This is a genomic window from Saccharothrix algeriensis (assembly GCF_016907655.1).
GTDB classification, from domain to species: Bacteria; Actinomycetota; Actinomycetes; order Mycobacteriales; family Pseudonocardiaceae; genus Actinosynnema; species Actinosynnema algeriense.
The window spans coordinates 5687369-5708514 of the sequence record NZ_JAFBCL010000001.1 but is presented as its reverse complement, the minus strand read 5'-3'; the positions used below and the strand labels follow the sequence as shown (position 1 = coordinate 5708514).

The following is a 21146-nucleotide window of genomic DNA, read 5'->3' as shown; positions in this document are numbered from 1 at the left end:
GGTGTAGTGCGCTCACCAGCCATGTCGGCGTATCGGACTCGGATCCGTAGCAAGGTGCACTCCTAGTTGCAGCGATGCGTGATCGAGCGCGTTGCGAGAGGCACCCATTGCGACCTCACGCTGAGGGCATTGATCAGGATTGGCTTACTACAGCGTCGTCCTCCAGCGCCAAATGATCTGCCATCAGCGAGCGTAGGACCCGCGCAGGACAGATGAGGAGCACCTGTTCTTGGGGCACGGCGAGGAGTGCGATGTGGTCGGCGGTGCGGATGCCTGTCAGATCACGTAGACCGAGGGGGACGAAGACGTGGTGCCGACTGTCAATCCGACGCGGGCTCTTCGGGTCGAGGCGCAGTGTGATCACGTCACCACGTAGTTGGGTACTGGTGGGGTCGCCTGGGCTCCAGGCCAGTGCACGCAGAAGTCTGCGGGCGGGGATGCGGCCGGAGTGGTCGATGGCCGCAGTGGCGAGCAGGAGGTCGGCCTTCCTGGAAAGTGCCGGTGGTGGGGCGATGGTCTGCAGCGGCGCCTGCGGGCGGTTTGTCGGTGGGACGAAGAGTCGCGTGGGCCGCTCGGTCACGGACGCACCGGCGTGAAGGTAGGGAACAAGGGCAGTCCACCATTGGGCGGTGGTGTGGTGGCCAAGGGGTGGGGTTCGCGGGTGTAGGCGGCCAGGGCGGTGGCGATCTCGGGCAGGGTGGCTTTGGTGTAGGTGCCGGTGACGTTGTCGCCGCGCGGATGGCTGTGGCCTGCGTAGCCGCGGGTGACTGAAGGGCCGTAGTGGCGGTCGACCCAGGTCAAAGTGGTGTGGCGCAGCCAGTGGGTGGAGATGTTGCGGGCGGCTACCCAGGGGATGCGGACGGCCAGGCGTTGCCACATGCGGTCGTAGCGGCGGCGGTTGATCGGGGTCCCGTTGTGGTGGCGCAGTAGTGGTTCGGTGGTTGGTTTGCCGTTCCCGCGGTGTTCGCGGTGGGCCAGTAGTGAGGCGATCAGGGTGGGGCTGATCGGTTGCAGGCGTACGGTGTTGTTCTTCTCGCGCAGGCGGATGAGGCAGGAGGTCGGTTCGATGTCCTCCTCTCGAAGGGCCAGTGCACCGCCACGTCGGCAGGCGGATTCCAGGTGCAGGCGGAACAGCAGAGTGTCCAGCACGGCGTCGTGGCCGCTGGTGGTTAGCGCGTCGGACAGGGCGGCCACTTCATTGGACGCCAAGGCGTAGCGGGTGGTGGGGCGAGGGCGGGGTTTGGCGACCTTGAGGGCGGGGTTGTGGTGAGGGGGCAGGAGGTTGTCGTTGATGGCTTGGGTGTAGATGGCTCGCATGGCTGAGACGAGGTGTTCGGCCACGGACTGGCCGCCGCGGTCGTTGCGCCTGATGCGTCGATTGGCGACCAGGTGTCGCTTGAGGATTTCGATGTCGGTGGCGGTGACCTCGTCAAGGCGCCGGTGGCCGAAGGTCTCGGTGATGCGGGTCCAGTAGGTGCCGTAGGTGCGGGCGGCGCCTGGGCCGGAGGCCGCTACCACCTTGGGCACGTACTGCGCGAAGGTCGGGATGTCCGCCGGGACCCACATCAGGTCCTGGGGAGTGAGGCCGAGCTGGGCGATCAGCAGTCGTGCGGCCTGGACGGTCTTGGGGTCGGTGCTCAACGGTGTCCTCGAGTCATGATGCTGCGGCGGTGGTGGGCTGACCAGCGTGAACGTCGCCGGTCCGGATTCCGGTGCCGCATGTTGTACCAGTGTTGGTACGGACTCGCACGGCCAAACGTACCAACGTTGCCCCCGTGCCAGCGTCCCCGGTTCATCCGCGCCTCGCGGACTACCGTGCGCGCTTTGGGCACCGCCTTGCCGCGCTGCGTTTGGAACGCGACCTGACGCAGGAGCAACTGGCGGAGGCGAGCGGGTTCGACCGCAAGACGATCAACCGCATCGAGAACGGTCGTCATTCGCCGAGTCTCGACCGGGTCTTCGTCTTGGCGGATGCCTTGCAGGTGGAGCCGTTCGAACTGTTCCGGCCTACGGACGACCAAGTCTGACTTCCGGCACGGCCCGGTTCTGCGGGGCGATGCCTCGAGCATGCTCCGCCGTCCGGTCTGTGCCGTATGCCGAGCCGCGCGCTACGTCCGTTACTGACGGTAATAAGCGGCTGGTGATTTTTTCCGGGTGCGCGCCGATGGGGCTTCAATGTCCACAGTAGACATTCATCGCATAACGCGCTGACCAGCGACTATGCAACGGCGCGTGTTCGAGTGTCACCTTGAACACGCGCCGAAAAGAAGATCATCTAGGCGCTGAAGTTATCTCACGTTGACACACAAAACCCCCAGTGACCTGCGAAGATCACTGGGGGTGAGGCTGAGATATCAGCTCATTTTGTGTCCGAGGGGGGACTTGAACCCCCACCCCCTTTCGGGGACTAGCACCTCAAGCTAGCGCGTCTGCCATTCCGCCACCCGGACTCGGCTGTCGCCGTGGTGTGCGGATAGATTACATGATCGTCTTTCGCGGTCCAAATCGGGGTCCCGGGCAGGGCTCTGGCCTGGGTTTTTGCTGTTCAGGGCTGGTTCGGGGCGCTCGTCGGCGAGAGGTGGGAAGTTGACGCAGGGAGCGGTCTGCCTGTTACCCACCGCGAAGGGCGTCGACGCATTGCGTAATCACCGGCCGGGGAAGCCGTGGTGCCGGCCCCGCGCGGCTGGGCGCCGGGTGGGCAGCCGGCCGTATGGGCGATCGGCCGGACGGACCGGTTCCGGGTGGCGGTCGGGGGTGCGGGTATCAATGGGAACGGTCCGTTGTCGGCCGGGCGCCGGGAAGGGCGTCGGCGAAGTGGTCCTTTGTGGACTGGTTTGCGCGGCAACGATCCGGGAGGCGGCCTGAACGGCTCGGTCTCGCAGTGGGACAGGACCACTGGCGGCGGTGGACCCGGTGGTGGGCCGGATGACGGGGTTGTCGCGGAGTTCCTGTCAGCACAACAAGTCCTTGACCTGACTTGAGGATTCGGTAACGCGTACTTGAACACGACGGCGGAACGGGCCGTTGTTCCCGGGCGCTGGACATCGACGCCGATGTGCGCTGGAGTGAAGGCGCTGGGACATCACTGGGGGATTTCCAAGGCGGCCCTTGTCCGTGCACCGCCGGGCGAACGGCGTTGTTCGCCCGCGCGTCAGTGCGAGTTCTCGACGGTTCCGCTCGCCCTCTCCCGGTGACCTTCTAAGAAGGGGGAACTTCTGTGACGAAGAGGAAGTCCTTACCGCTGCTCGCCGCCGCGCTGCTGGCGGGCACGGGGTGCGCGGCGCTGTCCGCGCCCGCCGCCGCGGCGGCCCCCGCGGGCGCGGGAGCGGTCCTGGAGGTCAAGCTGGCCTCCGGGGTCGGCATCTCCGCCGTGCGGCAGGCGTTGAGCGACCGCGAGATCACCAGAACGACCCCGTTGTTCGCGCAGCTGGGCAACCGGCTCAACGTCCTGCGGCCGGTCAGCACCCAGGCGCCGCAGGCGCAGGCGCCGGGCCTGGAGCGGTGGCACCGCGTCCGGCTCGCCCCCGGCGTGGACGCCCAGGCCGCCGCGCGGGAGCTGACCGCGCTGCCCGACGTCGAGGTCGCCTACCCGCAGCCGGTGGGCAGCGACACCACCACGCCGGACCTGTCGGCCGGGCAGACCTACGGCGACTCGGTGACCAGCAGCGGCATCGACGTCGACTACGCGCACACCGTCCCCGGCGGCAAGGGCGGCAACGTCAAGGTCGTCGACCTCGAGCAGGGCTGGAACACCCAGCACGAGGACCTGTCCAAGCTGCGGCTGAGCGGCGCGCTCATCCCCAACGGCACCCCGGACATCATCGCGTCCAGCAAGGAGCACGGCACCGCCGTCACCGGCGTGATCGGCGCCGACGACAACGGTTTCGGCGTGACCGGCCTGGTCCCCGACGCGGGTCTGCACTACACCAACGTCGTCAGCCAGGAGAACGGCTACGACCTGGCCAACGCGATCCTCACGGCGGGCGCGGGCGTGGACGTCGGTGACATCCTCCTGATCGAGCAGCACGTCCCGTTCTGCAACGACTGGGCGCCCATGGAGGTCTGGGACTCGGTGTACGACGCGATCGTCACCGTGGTGCAGTCCGGTCGGCACGTCGTGGAGGCCGCCGGCAACGGCAACCAGGACCTCAACGACACCTCGTGCTTCGGCCCGCGCTTCCCGAGCGACAAGCCCGACTCGGGCGCGATCCTGGTCGGCGCCGGCGCCGCGCCCGGCTGCACCGGCACCCCGCGGTCCAAGCTGGGCTTCTCCAACTACGGCACCCGGGTCGACCTGCAGGGCTGGGGCGAGTGCGTCACCACCACCGGCTACGGCGGCCTGCACGGCACCGGGCCGAACGACAACTACACCGCGTACTTCAGCGGCACGTCGAGCGCCTCGCCGATCGTGGCGTCCGCGCTGGCGTCGCTGCTCAGCGCGGCCGAGGCCGACGGCGAGGTGCTCACGCCCGCCGAGGCCCGGGAGATCCTGATCGCCACCGGCACCGCGCAGAGCGGCACGCAGCACATCGGCCCGCTGCCGAACCTGTACACGGCCATCGGCAACTACCTGGCCGGGGTGAACTTCCCGGAGCGGGTCGCCTACCCCGGGCCGCGGCAGTCGAGCGTGGGCGTGCCGACGGGCCTGATCATGCAGGCGTGGGACGGCAACGACGACCCGCTGGTCTACTGGGCCACCGGCCTGCCGCCGGGCCTGGGCATCTCGGGCACCACCGGCCAGATCTCGGGCACCCCGGTGGTCGCGGGCACCTACACCGTCAGCGTGTACGCCAGCGACAGCTACACCGGGCCGGCGCAGACCACGTTCACCTGGACCGTTTCCTAGTCACCCGGCACACCACCGCCGAGGGCCCGCGGACGTTCCCCGTCCGCGGGCCCTCGGCCGTTCGGATGCAGCCGATCGGGTCAGGGGCGACCTTTTCCGGGACAGCCGGACACGCTCGGGGTTTGCGCTGATCGGTCGAACCGCGATGACGGCGCACCGCCCACTCGAACGAGTGGGCAGCTCGATCACCCGGCGCGAGGGCAGTCCACAAAGGACCGCAGCTCGGCGGGGCGCGTGCCCGCACCGCGCGGGGCACGCTGTCGACCACGGCCGACCGGAAGGCCCGGCACGACCCGCCACCCGGCCGCCACGTGCGAAAACCCTCCGGGGTGGAGGTTTCGGGCACGTCGGGCGCGTCTCAGGCGGTGTCACACGATCCGGTATCCAAGCGGCGTGTCCGCGGATCCATGGCGACTATGGGATGGCACGGTCCACTATGTATGGAGGTTTTCTCGTGCGTACCTTGTACCGTTTCCTCGTCGCCGGCGCTCTTTCGGCCCCTCTCGTGATCGGCGCCGCCGGCATCGCGTCCGCGGACACCCACTACCACCACAGCAGCTCGGCTGCCGGTCCTGACGGGGCGTGGAACTACTGCGTCGTCTCCGGCACCGATGGCCACGGTGGCACGTACTACCATGAGAACCTGTCCTGGGCCGGTCCGCAGGGCGCCTACACCAGCGACACCCACGCCTCGGCCGGCGACAACCACGGCGACCACGAGGACGACGACTGACATCGCCCGTCGGGTCGGCGGTCCACCTGACCGGGCGCCGTGCGCCACGGCGGCCCAGGCGCGGACGACGGCCGGGACCCGGTCGTAGTCCGCTGACCGGCAGCGGTTGCCCGGCAGCGGCAGGCTCCCCCGCGATCGTTCCTCGTCGCGGCCCGGAGCAGGTCCGGTGGTGGACGCCTTGACGATCCGCTGCGGGAGACCGGGGAACCGGGCTCCCGCAGCGGATCCGCGCGTTCGGCCCGAACAACCGTCCACTTCGGACCGAAGACCGGCTCACGGCAGCACGCGCACGCCGCGCAGCCAGCGCAGCTCGGCCAGCAGCGCCGAGGTGACCGACACCGGGAAGTCGTCCACCGCCAGCGCGGTGCGGCGCAGCCCGTGGCGCAGCTCGATGCGCACCGGTGACGGGCCCCGGTGGGCCTGCAACGCCGTGCGCAGCTCCACCACCACGTCCCGGTCCACCTCCGCCGCGTCCAGCTCCAGCACCAGCGGGGGTTCCCCCGGCCCGGCGGCGGCCACGTCCAGCGGGGTCAGGTCGGCGGCGAAGACCGACACCCTGTCCTCCCGCCGGTTGATCCGGCCGCGCACCACGACCGCGGCGTCCTCCGCCAGGCCGCCGGCCAGGGCCGCGTAGGTCTTCGGGAAGAACAGCACCTCGATCGAGGCGTCCAGGTCCTCGACCGACGCGACGGCCCAGGGCTCGCCCCTCTTGTTCACCCGGCGCTCCAGCGCCGACACCATGCCGGCGACCACGACCTCGCCCTCGCGCGGCGGGTCGGCCAGCAGCGCCCCGATGGACCTGGGCGCGTGCCGGCGCAGCAGCCGGTCGGCCCCGTCCAGCGGGTGCGCCGACACGTACAGGCCCAGCATCTCCCGCTCCAGCCCCAGCAGCTGCCCGCGCGGCCACTCCTCGGCGTCGAACCGCAGGTGGGCCAGCGGCGACGCGCCGGCGGTCGCGTCACCGGCCTCGCCGAACAGGTCGAACTGGCCCGTGGCCCGCCGGCGCTTGAGGCCCACCACCGCGTCGACGGCCTCCTCGTGCACCTCCGCCAGCGCGCGCCGGCGGTGGCCGAACGAGTCGAACGCGCCGGCCTTGATCAGCGACTCGACCGCGCGCTTGTTGCAGCACACCAGCTCGGACTTCTCGATGAAGTCGGCGAACGAGGTGTAGCCCCCCTTCGCCGCCCGGGTCGCGATGATCGAGTCGACGACGTTCGCGCCGACGTTGCGCACCGCGCCGAGCCCGAAGCGGATGTCGTCACCGACCGCCGAGAACCGCAGCGAGGACTCGTTGACGTCCGGCGGCATGACCCGGATGCCCAGCGCGCGGCACTCGGACAGGTACACCGCGGACTTGTCCTTGTTGTCCGACACCGAGGTCAGCAGCGCGGCCATGTACTCGGCCGGGTAGTTGGCCTTGAGGTAGGCGGTCCAGTAGCCGACCAGCGCGTAGCCCGCCGCGTGGGACTTGTTGAACGCGTAGCCGGCGAACGGCAGGACCGTGTCCCACAGCGCGCGCACGGCCCCGTCGGAGAAGCCGTTGGCGCGCATCCCGGCGCGGAAGCCCTCGAACTCCTCCTCCAGCACGTCCTTCTTCTTCTTGCCCATGGCCCGGCGCAGCACGTCCGCGCGCCCCATGGAGAAGCCCGCGACGCGCTGGGCGATCTGCATGATCTGCTCCTGGTACACCACCAGGCCGTGGGTCTCGGCCAGGATGTCGCGCAGCGGTTCGGCCAGCTCGGGGTGGATCGGCTCGACCGGCTGCCGGCCGTTCTTGCGGTCGGCGTAGTTGTTGTGGGTGTTCATCGCCATGGGGCCCGGCCGGTACAGCGCGTTGACCGCGACGATGTCCTCGAAGCCGGTGGGGCGCATCCGGCGCAGCAGGTCGCGCATGGCCCCGCCGTCGAGCTGGAACACCCCGAGGCTGTCGCCGCGCGCCAGCAGCTCGTAGGTCCCGGGGTCGTCGGTGCCCAGCGCGTCGAGGTCGACCCGCTCGCCGCGGTTGGCGTGGATGTCGTCGATGGCGTCGCCGATGACGGTCAGGTTGCGCAGCCCCAGGAAGTCCATCTTGAGCAGGCCGATGGCCTCGCACGACGGGTAGTCCCAGCCGGTGATCACCGCGCCGTCGTCGCGCCGCCACAGCGGGATCACGTCGATCAGCGGCTGGGAGGACATGATGACCGCGCACGCGTGCACGCCCGCGTTGCGCACCAGGCCCTCCAGCCCGCGGGCGGTGTCGAGGACCGTGGCCACGTCCCGGTCCGCCTCGATCAGCGCGCGGACCTCGGCGGCTTCCGGGTGGCGCTCGTGGGCCGGGTCGGTGATGCCCGCCAGCGGGATGTCCTTGGCCGCGACGGGCGGCGGCAGCGCCTTGGAGATCCGGTCGGCCAGCGCGTAGCCGGACTGCCCGAAGTGCACCCGCGCGGCGTCCTTGATCGCCGCCTTGGTCTTGATCCGGCCGAACGTGATGACCTGCGCGACCCGGTCCGCGCCGTACTTCTCGGTGGCGTAGCGGACCATCTCGCCGCGCCGCCGGTCGTCGAAGTCCATGTCGATGTCGGGCATGGAGACCCGCTCGGGGTTGAGGAAGCGCTCGAACAGCAGGCCGTGCTCGATGGGGTCGAGGTTGGTGATGCCCAGCGCGTAGGCCACCAGCGACCCGGCCGCCGACCCGCGGCCCGGCCCGACGCGGATGCCGACCTCCCGGGCGTGGTCCATCAGGTCGGCGGTGATCAGGAAGTAGGCCGGGAAGCCCTTGCGCACGATGACGTCGACCTCGAACTCGGCGCGGCTCAGGTACTCCCCTGGCACGCCGCCGGGCAGCCGCCGCGCCAGGCCGCGCAGGACCTGCTCGCGGAACCACGAGTCCACGTCGTGGCCCTCGGGCGCCCGGAGGACCGGCATCCGGTCGCGGTGCCGCCACACCTCGGCGTAGGACTCGACCCGCTCGGCGATCAGCAGCGTCGTGTCCGCCGCGCCGGGCACCTGCGCGTCCCAGTAGGCGCGCATCTCCTCGGCCGGCTTGAGGTGGTAGCCCTCGCCGTCGAACTTGAACCGGGTCGGGTCGTCGAGGGTCTTGCCCGCCTGCACGCACAGCAGCGCGGCGTGCGCGTCGGCCTGCTCGCGGGTGACGTAGTGCGAGTCGTTGGTCGCCACCGGCCGCAGGCCCAGCCGGGCGCCGATCTCCAGCAGGCCGTCGCGGACCGACCGCTCGACGGCGAGGCCGTGGTCCATCAGCTCCAGGAAGAAGTTCTCCGGGCCGAAGATGTCGCGGTAGTCGGCGGCGGCGCGCAGCGCCTCGGCCCGCTGCCCGAGCCGCAGCCGGGTCTGCACCTCGCCGGACGGGCAGCCGGTGGTGGCGATGACGCCCTCGGCGTGCGCGGCGATCAGCTCGCGGTCCATCCGGGGCTTGCGGTAGTGGCCCTCCAGGCTGGCCAGCGAGGACAGCCGGAACAGGTTGCGCAGGCCGGTCGCGTCCCGCGCGAGCATGGTCAGGTGGGTGTACGCGCCGCCGCCGGAAACGTCCCCGCCGATTCCCTCGTCGGTCGTCGCGCGCTGGTTCGACCGACCCCAGAAAACCGGTTTCCGGTGCGTCCGGCTGCCCGGAGCGACATAAGCCTCGATACCGATGATCGGCTTGATGCCCGTTTTCCCGGCGGTCCGGTAGAAATCGTCCGCGCCGTACGCGTTGCCGTGGTCGGTCATCGCCACCGCCGGCATGCCCAGGCGTTCCACCTCGGCGAACAGCGGAGCGACCTTGGCCGCGCCGTCGAGCATCGAGTACTCGGTGTGGACGTGCAGGTGGACGAACGAGGACAATCGCCGACTCCCCTCGGAACGGTCTCGCGGATTCCTCGGGCATTCGACCCGAGTCCGGTCGGCCGTGTCCAACAACCGACACGCCCATTTCCCACAACCGCCGGTTGTCAGACCGGGAAGAGGCCGCCGGGCGGCACGGGGGCGGGACCGCTCAGCGCGGCAGGAGCTCGTCGACGTGCGCCCAGCCGCACACCTCGCGGGGGCCGCTGTCGGCGGGCAGGAGGGCCAGCACGAGGTGCCAGTCGGTCGGCTTGCGGCCGGGCAGCCGGTAGGGGTTGACCACGAGGTCGTCGACCAGCACCGCGGGGTAGCGGGTGCGGTCGGCGACCGCGGGGGCCGACGGGTCGCCCGCCACCCGCAGCTGCACCTCGCCGGGCGGGGTCAGCTCCGTGGTCAGGTCGCGGGGGTTGCACGTCTCGACCGGGCCGAACGCGGGGCTGGTGCGCACCGGCCACCCGTCGCGCAGGCCCACCTCGAAGGTGACCGGCACGCTGCCGCCGCTGGCGCAGGTGTCCTGCGGGGACCCGGCGACGAGCAGCCGGACGCCGATGGCGCCGGGTTTCGCCGTCACCGACTCGATGGGCCCCTCGCACCGCGAGACCGAGACGGCGGGGCGGCGCACCTGCACCGCGCGGCCGTCCTGCCACAGCCACAGGTACCAGCTGGTGGCGGCGGTCTGCCCGCCCGCGCTGCGCAGGCCGACCGCGGCGTCCTCGTCGCCGTCGCCGTCGATGTCGGTGTAGGCGGGCGCGTCGAGCAGCCGCCACGAGACGCCGCCGGGGTAGAACACCGGGTCGAGGTCGACCTCGGCCCGGCCGCCGACCAGGCGGACGGTGGTCCCGAAGACCGCGTCGTGCCACTCGGCGTCGGCGAAGTCGGTGGCCCGGATCTCCTGCGACGGCGGGGCGGGCGACGGTCGGCCGCGCTCGGCGGAGCACCCCGCCGCGAGCAGCGCGCCCACCGCCGCCGCGGCGAGCACCCGCTTGCCGGCCATCGCGCACCTCCACTCCCCCGGCCGGGCGCCCTCCCGGTCGGCGGCGGGCGCCCGCCGCCGGCTACCGCCGCAGGCAGGTGATCCAGTAGTCGCCCGCGGCGTCCCGGGTGACGCCGTGGGTCTCGCTGGCGAAACCGGGGAACCGCCGGTCGAACGCCTCGAGCGTACGCAGGTAGCGCAGGGTCGCGCTGTCGGCGGCGCCGGCCGACTCGCCGGGCATGAGGACCGGGATGCCGGGCGGCGTGGTGACGACCATCGTGGCCACCACGCGGTCGGCGAGGTCGGCCAGCCGCACCGGTTCCGCGCCGCCGCGGATCAGGCGCTGGTAGGTCTGGCCCGGGGTCAGCGCGGGGTGCGGCGGGTGGGTGAACGCCTCGTCCAGCAGCGGGACCAGGTCACCGCCGCTGAGTTGGGCGTGCACCTGGTCGCACAGCTCGGGCAGGGTCAGCCCCCCGTACCGGTCCGGGTGGGCGCGCACCAGCGCGGGCAGCACCTCGCCCAGCGGCGCGGCGGAGTCGTAGAGGAGCTTGAAGTCCGTCAGGGCGTCCAGCAGGGTGCCCCACTTGCCCTTGGTGATGCCCATCGAGAACAGCACCAGGCAGGTGTAGGCGTCGGTCTTCTCCACGACGATGCGGCGGGTCTCCAGGTAGGCGGTCAGCACGCGCGCCGGGATGCCGGTGGCGGCCGGGGCGCCCCTGGCGTCGGCGCCGGGGCAGGTGATGGTCACCTTGATCGGGTCGAGCAGGCAGTAGCCCTCCGCCAGGCCGTCGAAGCCGTGCCAGTCGGCGCCGGGCGCGAGCTGCCAGCACGTCGGCTCGGTGCGCAGCAGGTCCAGCGGCGCGTCGGCGAACGCGTGGACCCGCCCGGTGGCCGGGTCGGTGACCACGTCCGGCTGCCAGGTGCCGAAGAACCAGTCGGGCCGGTCGCCGGCCTCGGCGATCCGCCTGCCCAGCCGCGCGACGGCCTGCCGGAACCGGACGGCCTCGGTGATCGCCTCGTCGGTGAGCCACCGCCCGGCGGGGCCGTCCATCATGCCCGCCGCGACGTCGAGCGAGGCGAGCATCGGGTACAGCGGGGAGGTCGTCGCGTGCATCATGAACGTCTCGTTGAACTGCCGGTGCTCCACCGGCGAGCGCGGCGAGTTCTTGACGTGCACCATGGAGCCCTGCGACAGGGCGGCCAGCAGCTTGTGCGTGGACTGGGTGGAGAACACCGTCGGCCGCACCTCGTCGGGCACCTCGCCGACCGACATGCCGTACCGGCGCGCGTAGAGCGGGTTGAACCGGGCGTAGGCGAACCACGCCTCGTCCAGGTGCAGCCGCGGCACGCTCGCGCCGAGCAGCTCGGCCACCCGAACGGCGTCGTAGCACAGCCCGTCGTAGGTGGAGTTGGTGATCACCGCGTAGACCGGGTCGGGGCCGACCGCGCCGCGGGCCAGCGGGCTGGCGCGGACGCCGTCGGCGACCGCGCCCGCGGCCAGGGCGGCGGGCGGGATCGGGCCCATCAGGCCGTAGCCGTTGCGCGTGGGCACCAGGTACACCGGCCGGCCGCCGGTGATGGTCAGGCCGTGGTAGATCGCCTTGTGGCAGTTGCGGTCGACCAGCACCACCTCGTCGGCGGCGACGCTGGCGTGGCAGACCATCCGGTCGGCCGTCGAGCAGCCGTGCACCACGAAGTAGGTCGCGTCCGCGCCGAAGACGCGGGCGGCGTTGCGCTCGGCGTCGCCGATCGGGCCGGTGTGCTCGAACAGCGAGCCCAGCTCCCCGACCGAGATCGACAGGTCGGTGCGCAGCAGCCGCTCGCCGTAGTAGTCGAAGAAGGCCCGGCCGACCGGCGACTTCAGGAACGCGACCCCGCCCGCGTGCGCCGGGGTGTGCCACGAGTACTCGTGGGTGTCGTCGAAGCGGCGCAGCTCCCGGAAGAACGGCGGCAGGACCTCGTCGAGGTAGCGGGTGGCCGCGAAGCCGATGCGGCCCGCGATGAAGTCCGGGGTGTCCTCCAGCAGCCAGACGTACCCGCTGACGACCTCCGAGACCCACAGCGGCACCTCGTCCACGGCGTCGCCGGTGGGCACCAGGAACACCGGCAGCCGGGTGAACCGGGCCATCAGCGCCCTGAGCACCTCCTCGGCGGGGCGGCGCCCGTCGGCCGCGCCCAGGTCCCACCCGACCACCGCCGCGGCGAGGTCGGCGCGGGACTGGGTCAGCGCGAGCGCGTCGCGGGCGGTGCGCGCCCGCGCCACGGCGTGCCCCTGCTCGCCCAGCCGCCCGCACAGCGCCCGCAGCTGGTCGGCCGGCACCGAGCCGTCCGCCTCGTCGTCCACCGCCACCAGGATCGTCGAACGCGCCACGGCGGGCTCCTCGCCACTCGCGGGATGGGACGAACACACACTGTGCGTCCGAATGGCCCTGTTGTCGATGCATCGAACGGATGACCGGGGCCGGCGGCCCGGGGGGCCGCGGCGCGCGCCTGGGCGGCCCGCCGGCCGGCGGCAGTGGTAGGAAAGCCCGGTGAGCAACGTCGAAGAGGGCCTCCGGGTGGCGCAGGACGAGGTCGTCGCCCTCGCCAGTGAGTTGATCAGGATCGACACGACCAACACCGGGGATCCGGAGACGCTGGTCGGGGAGCGCGCCGCCGCCGAGTGGGTGGCGGACAAGCTGGCCGAGGTCGGCTACGAGACGACCTACGTCGAGTCCGGCGCCAAGGGCCGCGGCAACGTCGTGGCGCGGCTGGCCGGCGCCGACCCCTCGCGGGGCGCGCTGCTGGTGCACGGTCACCTGGACGTGGTGCCGGCCGACCCGTCGGAGTGGTCGGTGCACCCGTTCTCGGGGGCCGTGCAGGACGGCTACGTGTGGGGCCGCGGCGCGGTCGACATGAAGGACATGGTCGCGATGACGCTGGCCGTGGCCCGGCGGTTCAAGCGGGACGGCGTGACGCCGCCGCGCGACCTGGTCTTCGCGTTCCTCGCCGACGAGGAGGCGGGCGGGGTGTACGGGGCCAAGTGGCTGGTGGACAACCGGCCCGAGCTGTTCGAGGGGGTCACCGAGGCGGTCAGCGAGGTGGGCGGGTTCTCCATCACGCTGAAGGACGACGTGCGGGCCTACCTGGTGGAGACCGCGGAGAAGGGCATCCGGTGGCTCAAGCTGCGGGTGCGCGGCACCGCCGGGCACGGGTCGATGATCCACCGCGACAACGCGGTGGCGAAGCTGGCCGCGGCGGTGACCAGGCTGGGGCAGCACCGGTTCCCGGTCGTGCTCACGCCGTCGGTGCGGGAGTTCCTGGCGGGCGTCTCGGAGATCACCGGGCTGGAGTTCCCCGAGGACGACCTGGAGGGCTCGATCGGCAAGCTGGGCGCGCTGTCGCGGATGATCGGGGCGACCATCCGCGACACCGCCAACCCGACCATGCTGTCGGCCGGCTACAAGGCCAACGTCATCCCCTCGACCGCCGAGGCCACCGTGGACTGCCGCATCCTGCCCGGCCGGGAGGAGGCGTTCGACCGCGAGCTGGCCGAGCTGCTCGGCCCGGACGTGGAGCGGGAGTGGCTGGGGCTGCCGCCGGTGGAGACGACCTTCGACGGCGCGCTGGTGGACGCGATGACGGCGTCGATCACGGCCGAGGACCCGGGCGCGCGCGTGCTGCCGTACATGCTCTCGGGCGGCACGGACGCGAAGTCCTTCCAGCAGCTGGGCATCCGCAACTTCGGCTTCGCGCCGCTGAAGCTGCCCGCCGACCTGGACTTCACCGCGCTGTTCCACGGGGTGGACGAGCGGGTGCCGGTCGACGCGCTGCGCTTCGGCGTCCGCGTGCTCGACCGGTTCCTGCGCAGCTCCTGACCGCGCGCCGCGCCGCCGGGGCTGGTCCGGTCGTGGGAGCACGCGGGGCCCGGCGGCGGGAGGGGCAGCGGCACGGTGGTGGAGCGGGCGCGGTCGACGACCAGGACCGGCTGTGCCCGGAGGCCGGCGCGGTCGGCGGGCGGGGCTGGTCGGCGGCCGGGGCTGGTCGGCGCGGCGGCGGCGCGGGGTGGCGCGGTCCGGGGCACCCCGGCGGTGACCGCGCCGCCCGCGCCGGGACGGCCGCGCCGCCCGCTCAGCGGTAGCCGGCCAGGCCGTCGGCCAGGTCCCCGTCGTCGCCGTCGCGCGCGCCGGCCAGCGCCTGTTGCAGGGCGAAGGTGCCCTGGTAGGCCCTGACCCGCCGCCAGGTGGGCGCGCGGTCGGCGCCGAGCAGCGCGATGACCCGGTCGAGCAGGTCGGGGCCGTAGCTCGCGCCGATCGCGGCGAGGTCCTCGGCGGGGTCGCCGACGGCGACGTCGTCCCAGTCCACGACGCCGGTCAGCCGGGGCCCGGCGCCGTCGAGCCGCCACAGCGCGTTCTCGCCGCCGAGGTCGCCGTGCACGAGCCCGGTGGCGACGTGGTCGAGGTCGAGCACGGCCGACAGCTCGCGCTCGGCGCGCTCCCGGCCGGCGTCGTGCATGAGGCCGGACAGCTCGGCCCGGACGTCCCGGGCGAACCGCGCCCACCGGTGCGGGTCCGCGGTGGGCAGGTCGGCCGGGCGGTGGGCGGCCAGTGCCCGCAGCAGGCGGGCGTACTCGGCGGCCACCCGCCCGGCCGCCGCGGTGGCCGCCCGCCGGTCCAGCGGCGCCCCGGGCAGCCGGCGCAGCACCAGGAAGCCGTCGCCGGCCGGCGCGACGGGGGCCGGGACCGCCACGCCCAGGTCGAGCCGGTCCAGCGCGGCCAGCAGGGCGGCGCGGCGGGGCAGCCCGGCGGCGGCCTCGGCCGTCCTGGCGAACCGGAACACCCGGTCGGGCGTGATCAGCACGTCGTGGGACTGGCCGCTGCGGAAGGCGACGTCACCGGGGTCGAGGTCGGGGTGGGCGCGCCGGACGACGTCGAGGAGGCGGGGCGGGGTCATGCCCGGACATGGTGTCGTGGCCGCGCGGGCCTGGCGAGCGGTTTCCCGCGGGGCGTTCGAGGGCTGGGCGGTGGCCGTCCACGTCGTGGGCGGCGCCGGCGCATTCCCGCGCGGCGGCGCCGTCCCAGGACGTGGTGGCCCCTGTCGGCGGGCCGACCGGCGGCGCACACTGCCCACTGCTCGCGCGGGCCCGCCGCGCCGCGCCGTGATCCGGAGGAGGACCCGCGATGACCGTCGGGACCAGGTTGAACGACGTCGACGTCGAGGCGGTGGGCGCGCTCGTCGCGGCCGTCGCGCAGGACGAGGCCAAGGCCAAGACCACGTGGGCCGCGCACGTCGGCTGGCGGGGCGGGTTCCGGTCGGAGGCGAAGGTGCGCGGGTTCGCCCCCACGCCCTCCGACGAGCCGACCGCGCTCGGCGGCGGCGACAGCGCGGCCAACCCGGTGGAGCAGCTGCTCGGCGCGCTGGGCAACTGCCTGGCCGTCGGGTACGCGGCCAACGCCACGGCCGCCGGGATCGCGATCGAGCGGCTCGACGTCGACGTGCGCGGCGACATCGACCTGCGGGTGTTCCTGGGGTTGGCGCAGGGGCACGCCGGGTTCGACTCGATCACGGCGAGGGTGCGGCTCGTGTCGGACGCGCCGCAGGCCGAGCTGGATGCGCTGCACGCCAGGGTGGTGGCCTCCTCCCCCGTCGGGCACACGCTGGGCAGCGCGGTGCCGGTGAGCATCGAGCGGGTCTGAGCGCGGCGGGCGGGTCGCGCCGGCGGCCCGCCCCGGCGCACGACGGCCCCGGCGCACGACGGCCACGGCACACGACCGGACCGGCTACGGCGTCGGGCGGGTTCGCGCGGGTGGGGGCAGGTCGGGCAGGTCGGGCGGGTCGCCGGGCGACGGCGCGGGCGACCTGCGCTCGGCGCGGACCTGGACCTCGATGTGCGTCCGGTGCGCCCCGGGGTCCCAGATCTCCTCGAACGGCGCCATGAGCGAGTGGCCGCTGCCGCGTCGGCGCGCCCGCTCGGCCAGCCAGGCGAAGCCCGCCAGGACCGCGAAGAACACGAGGGCCGGTAAGGACGACACGAGAACGGTCACGGACCCACGGTACGGTAACACCGTGTATCCGGAAACAGACCGTCACCGAACCGGCCGGCCGGCCAGGCCCACGCGCGCGCAGTCGCAGCAGTTGACCCGCGAGCGGCTGGTGGCGGCGGGCCGGGTGGTGTTCCTGCGGCGCGGGTACCTCGCGGCGACGGTCGAGGAGGTCGCGGCGGAGGCCGGCTACACGCGCGGGGCGCTCTACAAGCACTTCGGCGGCAAGGAGGGGCTGTGGCAGGCCGTCCTCGACGCCCGCGCGCAGGCCCACCTCTCGGCCCTGCGCGCCGCGTTCGACGGCGCGTCGTCGCGCGCGGAACTGCTCGCCGCCCTGGCTCCTCCCGGCCCGCCGGACGAGGAGGCCGCGCGGTGGAGCGCGGCGGCGGCGGAGGTGCTGGCGGCGACGGCCCGGCAGCCCGCCACCGCGGCGGCGGTGGTCGCCGCCCAGCGGCGCCACGACGAGGAGTTGGCGGCGCTGCTGACCCGGCACTGCGACCGCCTGGGCGTGCGGTCCGCCCTGCCGCCGGACCGCACCGTCGTCGTGCTGGGAGCGCTGGGCGCGGGCCTCGCCCTGCGCCGCTGCGTGGACCGGGAGGTCGACGCCGCGGCCGTCACCGCGGACGTCCTGGAGACCCTGTTCCCGGCGGGGCCCCCGGGCTGAGCCGCGCGCTCAGCGGGTCGGCCGGTCCTGGCCGCGGGCCCAGGAGTCCAGCGCTATCAGCGTCTTCGTGCCGGTCACCTGGTGGTGGCGGCGGATCTCGTCGATGGTGCGCTGCAGGTGCGCCATGTCGCGCACGCGCAGCCACACCAGGGCGTCGGGGTCGCCGGCGATGGTGAACACGGCCTGCGCCTCGGGCATCCGCGTGGTCGTGCCGAGGATGTCGGCGACCTTGGTGGTGCCCGCGAACCTCAGCTCGGTGAACGCCTCGATGCCCCAGCCCAGCTTGGCGTGGTCGACCTGCACGGTGAACCCGGTGATCACGCCGACCTGCTGGAGCCGGTCGATGCGCCGCTTGACCGCGGCCGTGGAGAGGGTGACGCGCCCGGCGATGTCGGACAGCGTCCGGCGGGCGTCCTCGCGCAGCAGGGCCAGGATCTCGTGGTCGATGGCGTCCACCAGCGGTTCGGGCATGGCCCGCAGGGTAGTTCGCGCGCAAAGGAAGTGCCGCCGGCCGGCGATAACCCGGTTTCCTTTGCGTCGACGGCGCGAGAACGCGGCTCGATGTTGCGCCCGGGCTCGCCGGTCGTGTGGTGTGACCCGCATCGCAGGCACGTCTGGGCGGAGGGGTCGTGGAGGCGTTCACGTTGGAGGACCGCTACCTCCGGGAGGAGGGCGTCGTCCACCTCACCGGTGTGCAGGCGCTGGTGCGGCTGCTGTTCGACCGGGTGCGGCACGACCGGGCGACCGGGTCGCGCACGGCGGTGTTCGTGTCCGGCTACGAGGGTTCGCCGCTGGCCGGCTACGACCTGGAGCTGGCCCGCCGGGCGGCGCTGCTGGCCGGGCACGACGTGGTGCACCGGCCGGGCCTGAACGAGGAGCTGGCCGCCACCTCCGTGCTGGGCAGCCAGCTCACCGCGACGCTGCCCGGCCGCCGCTACGACGGCGTGACCGGCGTCTGGTACGGCAAGGCGCCGGGCCTGGACCGCGCGACCGACGCGTTGCGGCACGCCAACCTCGCCGGCGCCGACCCGCGCGGCGGGGCGGTCGCGCTGGTGGGCGACGACCCGAACGCGAAGTCCTCCACCGTGCCGTGCGCCTCGGAGCAGGCGCTGGCGGACCTGGCGGTGCCGGTGTTCTTCCCGGCCGACCCGCAGGACGTGCTGGACTTCGGCCTGCACGCGGTGGAGCTGTCGCGGGCCGCCGGGGTGTGGTCCGCGCTGAAGGTGGTCGCGAACGTCGCCGACGCCTCCGGCACCGCGACCGTCCGCCGGGGGTGGGCCGCGCCGGCGCTGCCGGAGGGCGCCTACCGGCACCGGCCGACCTCCCGGCTGCTGGGCGGGGAGCTGGCGGCGCTGGAGCGCGGCCTGTTCACCGTGCGGCTGCCGCTGGCGCTGGAGTACGTGCGCGCCTCGGGCGTGAACCGGGTCGTGCGCCGCACGCCGCACGACCGGGTCGGGATCATCACCGCCGGCAAGTCCTACCTGGACGTCCGCCAGGCGCTGCGCGACCTCGGCCTGGACGACGCCGCCCTGGCCCGGCACGGCGTGCGCGTGCTCAAGCTCGGCGTGATCCACCCGGTCGAGCCGGGGGTCGTGCGGGAGTTCGCCGACGGGCTGGAGCAGGTCGTCGTCGTGGAGGAGAAGCGGTCGTTCGTCGAGGCCGCCGTCAAGGACCTGCTCTACGGCCGGACCGGCGCGCCCGCCGTGCACGGCAAGACCGGGCCGGACGGCCGCGCGCTGTTCGGCGAGGCGGGCGAGCTGGACCCGGAGCGCATCGCCGCGGGCCTGGCCCGGGTGCTGGCCCCGCTGGGGATCGAGCCGGTCGAGGCGTGGCGGCGGCGCGGGCGGCGGGAGCGGATCGCGGTGCCGCTGCTGGCCCGCACGCCCTACTTCTGCTCCGGCTGCCCGCACAACTCCTCCACCAGGGTCCCGGAGGGCACGCTGGTGGGCGGCGGCATCGGCTGCCACACCATGGCGCTGTTCATGGAGCCCGAGCAGGTGGGCACGGTGGTCGGCGTGACCCAGATGGGCGGCGAGGGCGCGCAGTGGATCGGCATGGCGCCGTTCGTCGAGGCCGACCACTTCACCCAGAACATCGGCGACGGCACGTTCACCCACTCCGGCAGCCTCGCGGTGCGCGCGGCGGTCGCGGCGGGCGTGAACGTCACCTACAAGCTGCTGCACAACTCGGCGGTCGCGATGACCGGCGGCCAGGACGCGGTCGGCGGGCTGCCGGTGGAGCGGATCGCCGCGCTGCTGCTGCTCGAAGGCGTGCGCAAGGTCGTGGTCACCAGCGACGCGCCGCGCAGGCTGCGCCGCCGGTCCTTCCCGCCCGGCGTGGAGGTGCGCGACCGGTCGGAACTGCTGCGCGCGCAGCAGGAGCTGGCCGCGGTCCCCGGTGTCACGGTGCTGATCCACGACCAGGAGTGCGCGGCGGAGAAGCGCCGCAAGCGCCGCCGCGGCGAGCAGCAGGCGCCGGCGACGCGGGTCGTGGTCAACGAGCGGGTGTGCGAGGGGTGCGGTGACTGCGGCGCCAAGTCCAACTGCCTGTCCGTGCAGCCGGTGGACACCGAGTTCGGCCGCAAGACCGCGATCCACCAGTCGTCGTGCAACGTGGACTACTCGTGCCTGGAGGGCGACTGCCCCTCGTTCGTGACGGTCGTGCCCGGCGGCGCCCGGCCCCGCGCGGAGTCCGCCGAACTGGGCCCGGACGCCACGCCCGAGCCCGAGCGCGGGCCCGGGGTGGACTTCGCGGTGCGCGTCACCGGCATCGGCGGGACGGGCGTGGTGACCGTCGGGCAGGTCCTGGCCACCGCGGCGGTCCTGGACGGCCGGCACGTGCGCACCCTCGACCAGACCGGCCTGGCCCAGAAGGGCGGCGCGGTGGTGTCGGACGTGAAGGTCGGCGAGGTCCCGGTCGACCGGGCGCCCAAGCTCGCCGCCGGCGAGTGCGACCTGTACCTGGCGTGCGACGCGCTGGTCGGCGCGGACCCGGCGCACCTGGCGGCGGCCGACCCGGCGCGCACCACGGCCGTCGTGTCCACCACCGAGGTGCCCACCGGCCGCATGGTGGTCGACACGTCGGTGTCGTTCCCCGAGCCGGAGCGGGTGCGCTCGGCGCTGGAGTCGGCGACCGCGCGGACCGTCGCGCTGGACGCCCGCGCGGTGGCCGAGGAGCTGTTCGGCGACGGCCAGTTCGCCAACGTCCTGCTGCTGGGGGTCGCCTACCAGACCGGGGCGCTGCCGCTGACCGCCTCGGCGCTGGAGCGGGCGATCGAGCTGAACGGGGTGGCCGTCGCGAAGAACGTGCAAGCCTTCCGCCACGGCCGCCGGCTGGTGGCCGCGCCGCCGGCCGCGCCGGTCCCGGCGGTGGCGGAGCCGCCGGCGGCGCACGGGCCGGCCGCCGCGCGGGTCCGGGCGCTGGTGCGCGCCGAGCCGGGCTCGGAGCTGGCCCGCCTGCTCGACGTCCGGGTGCCCGACCTGGTGGCCTACCAGGACGAGCGCTACGCCCGCGACTACGCCCGGTTCGTGGAGCGGGTGCGGGTGCTGGAGGGCGGCCCGACGCGGGTGACCGAGCAGGTCGCGCGCCACCTCCACAAGCTGATGGCCTACAAGGACGAGTACGAGGTCGCGCGGCTGTCGCTGGACCCCGGGCTGGAGCGGCGGATCAAGGCCGAGTTCGGCGACGCGGCCCGCTTCGCCCACCGCCTGCACCCGCCCGTGCTGCGGGCGCTGGGGGTGCGGCGCAAGGTCGCGCTCGGCCCGTGGTTCCGCCCGGTGTTCCGGCTGCTGCACGCGCTGCGCCGGCTGCGCGGCACCCGGCTGGACGTCTTCGGCTACGCCGGGGTGCGCCGGGTCGAGCGGGAGCTGGTGGGCGAGTACCGGGCCGCGGTGCTCGCGGCGCTCCCGTCCGCCGGCGCGGACCCGGCGGCGGTCGCGGAGCTGGCCGCGCTGCCGGACCTGGTGCGCGGGTACGAGGAGGTGAAGCTGGCCAACGTCCGGCGCTACCGGCGGCGGCAGGCGGAGATCCTGGCCGGCCTGGCGCCCGCCACCGTGCCCACCGCGAGCGCAGGCCCCCGCGACGCGGGGTGA

Annotated in this window: 16 protein-coding genes and 1 tRNA gene; 8 read left to right on the top strand and 9 right to left on the bottom strand. The window is 73.5% G+C overall.

Features of this window, described 5'->3' with window-relative positions:
- Positions 1–133: 133 nt before the first annotated feature.
- Entirely contained in the window at positions 134–580 is a 447-nt protein-coding gene (locus tag JOE68_RS26075) for a hypothetical protein (protein WP_204844919.1), read from the bottom strand.
- Positions 577–1641, bottom strand: coding sequence for a tyrosine-type recombinase/integrase (locus JOE68_RS26070; protein ID WP_239562356.1), 1065 nt, complete (start codon positions 1639–1641; stop codon positions 577–579). The genes JOE68_RS26075 and JOE68_RS26070 overlap by 4 nt, the downstream gene beginning before the upstream one ends.
- Before the next feature lie 134 nt (positions 1642–1775).
- On the opposite strand from JOE68_RS26070, the gene JOE68_RS31960 reads away from it, so the two are divergent.
- Positions 1776–2027, top strand: coding sequence for a helix-turn-helix transcriptional regulator (locus JOE68_RS31960; protein ID WP_204844918.1), 252 nt, complete (start codon positions 1776–1778; stop codon positions 2025–2027).
- 340 nt (positions 2028–2367) lie between these two features.
- Here JOE68_RS31960 and JOE68_RS26060 read toward each other — a convergent pair.
- Positions 2368–2450, bottom strand: a tRNA-Leu gene (locus JOE68_RS26060).
- A gap of 767 nt (positions 2451–3217) precedes the next feature.
- Between JOE68_RS26060 and JOE68_RS26055 the strand changes: the two genes are divergently transcribed.
- Together JOE68_RS26055 and JOE68_RS26050 are read left to right on the top strand one after the other, a co-directional pair.
- The gene (locus tag JOE68_RS26055) at positions 3218–4846 is read left to right on the top strand and encodes a S8 family serine peptidase (protein WP_204844917.1); all 1629 of its coding nucleotides are present in this window, start codon (positions 3218–3220) and stop codon (positions 4844–4846) included.
- A 454-nt stretch (positions 4847–5300) separates the two neighbouring features.
- Positions 5301–5579 (top strand): hypothetical protein, encoded by a 279-nt coding sequence (locus JOE68_RS26050; RefSeq protein ID WP_307819902.1) that lies wholly within the window; start codon positions 5301–5303, stop codon positions 5577–5579.
- 273 nt (positions 5580–5852) lie between these two features.
- On the opposite strand, the gene dnaE is transcribed toward JOE68_RS26050, so the two are convergent.
- The 3 genes from dnaE to JOE68_RS26035 all read right to left on the bottom strand — a co-directional run bounded on the left by dnaE (position 5853) and on the right by JOE68_RS26035 (position 12742).
- Entirely contained in the window at positions 5853–9398 is a 3546-nt protein-coding gene (gene dnaE, locus JOE68_RS26045; RefSeq protein WP_204844915.1) for a DNA polymerase III subunit alpha, read from the bottom strand.
- A gap of 151 nt (positions 9399–9549) precedes the next feature.
- Complete coding sequence (locus tag JOE68_RS26040) at positions 9550–10392, bottom strand: hypothetical protein (RefSeq protein WP_204844914.1); 843 nt, start codon at positions 10390–10392, stop codon at positions 9550–9552.
- Between the two features lie 61 nt (positions 10393–10453).
- Complete coding sequence (locus JOE68_RS26035) at positions 10454–12742, bottom strand: Orn/Lys/Arg family decarboxylase (protein ID WP_204844913.1); 2289 nt, start codon at positions 12740–12742, stop codon at positions 10454–10456.
- A 160-nt stretch (positions 12743–12902) separates the two neighbouring features.
- Between JOE68_RS26035 and JOE68_RS26030 the strand changes: the two genes are divergently transcribed.
- Positions 12903–14228 (top strand): M20/M25/M40 family metallo-hydrolase, encoded by a 1326-nt coding sequence (locus JOE68_RS26030; protein WP_204844912.1) that lies wholly within the window; start codon positions 12903–12905, stop codon positions 14226–14228.
- A gap of 32 nt (positions 14229–14260) precedes the next feature.
- Positions 14261–14491: a hypothetical protein gene (locus JOE68_RS26025; protein WP_204844911.1), complete on the top strand. Its 231-nt coding sequence runs from the start codon at positions 14261–14263 to the stop codon at positions 14489–14491.
- Here the strand turns inward: JOE68_RS26025 and cph are convergent.
- On the bottom strand, positions 14482–15303 hold the full coding sequence (gene cph, locus JOE68_RS26020) for a capreomycin phosphotransferase (protein ID WP_204844910.1): 822 nt from the start codon (positions 15301–15303) through the stop codon (positions 14482–14484). The two genes, JOE68_RS26025 and cph, sit on opposite strands and share 10 nt — an antisense overlap.
- A gap of 227 nt (positions 15304–15530) precedes the next feature.
- Between cph and JOE68_RS26015 the strand changes: the two genes are divergently transcribed.
- Positions 15531–16046: an OsmC family protein gene (locus tag JOE68_RS26015; RefSeq protein WP_204844909.1), complete on the top strand. Its 516-nt coding sequence runs from the start codon at positions 15531–15533 to the stop codon at positions 16044–16046.
- Between the two features lie 84 nt (positions 16047–16130).
- On the opposite strand, the gene JOE68_RS26010 is transcribed toward JOE68_RS26015, so the two are convergent.
- Positions 16131–16394 carry a hypothetical protein gene (locus JOE68_RS26010; protein WP_204846401.1) on the bottom strand — a complete coding sequence of 88 codons (264 nt, stop codon included), beginning with the start codon at positions 16392–16394 and terminating at the stop codon, positions 16131–16133.
- A gap of 91 nt (positions 16395–16485) precedes the next feature.
- Between JOE68_RS26010 and JOE68_RS26005 the strand changes: the two genes are divergently transcribed.
- Positions 16486–17055 (top strand): TetR/AcrR family transcriptional regulator, encoded by a 570-nt coding sequence (locus JOE68_RS26005; protein ID WP_239562355.1) that lies wholly within the window; start codon positions 16486–16488, stop codon positions 17053–17055.
- Positions 17056–17064: 9 nt separating this feature from the next.
- On the opposite strand, the gene JOE68_RS26000 is transcribed toward JOE68_RS26005, so the two are convergent.
- The gene (locus JOE68_RS26000) at positions 17065–17526 is read right to left on the bottom strand and encodes an Lrp/AsnC family transcriptional regulator (RefSeq protein ID WP_204844907.1); all 462 of its coding nucleotides are present in this window, start codon (positions 17524–17526) and stop codon (positions 17065–17067) included.
- A gap of 158 nt (positions 17527–17684) precedes the next feature.
- On the opposite strand from JOE68_RS26000, the gene JOE68_RS25995 reads away from it, so the two are divergent.
- A complete protein-coding gene (locus JOE68_RS25995) occupies positions 17685–21146 on the top strand; it encodes an indolepyruvate ferredoxin oxidoreductase family protein (protein WP_204844906.1) in 3462 nt (1153 codons plus the stop codon).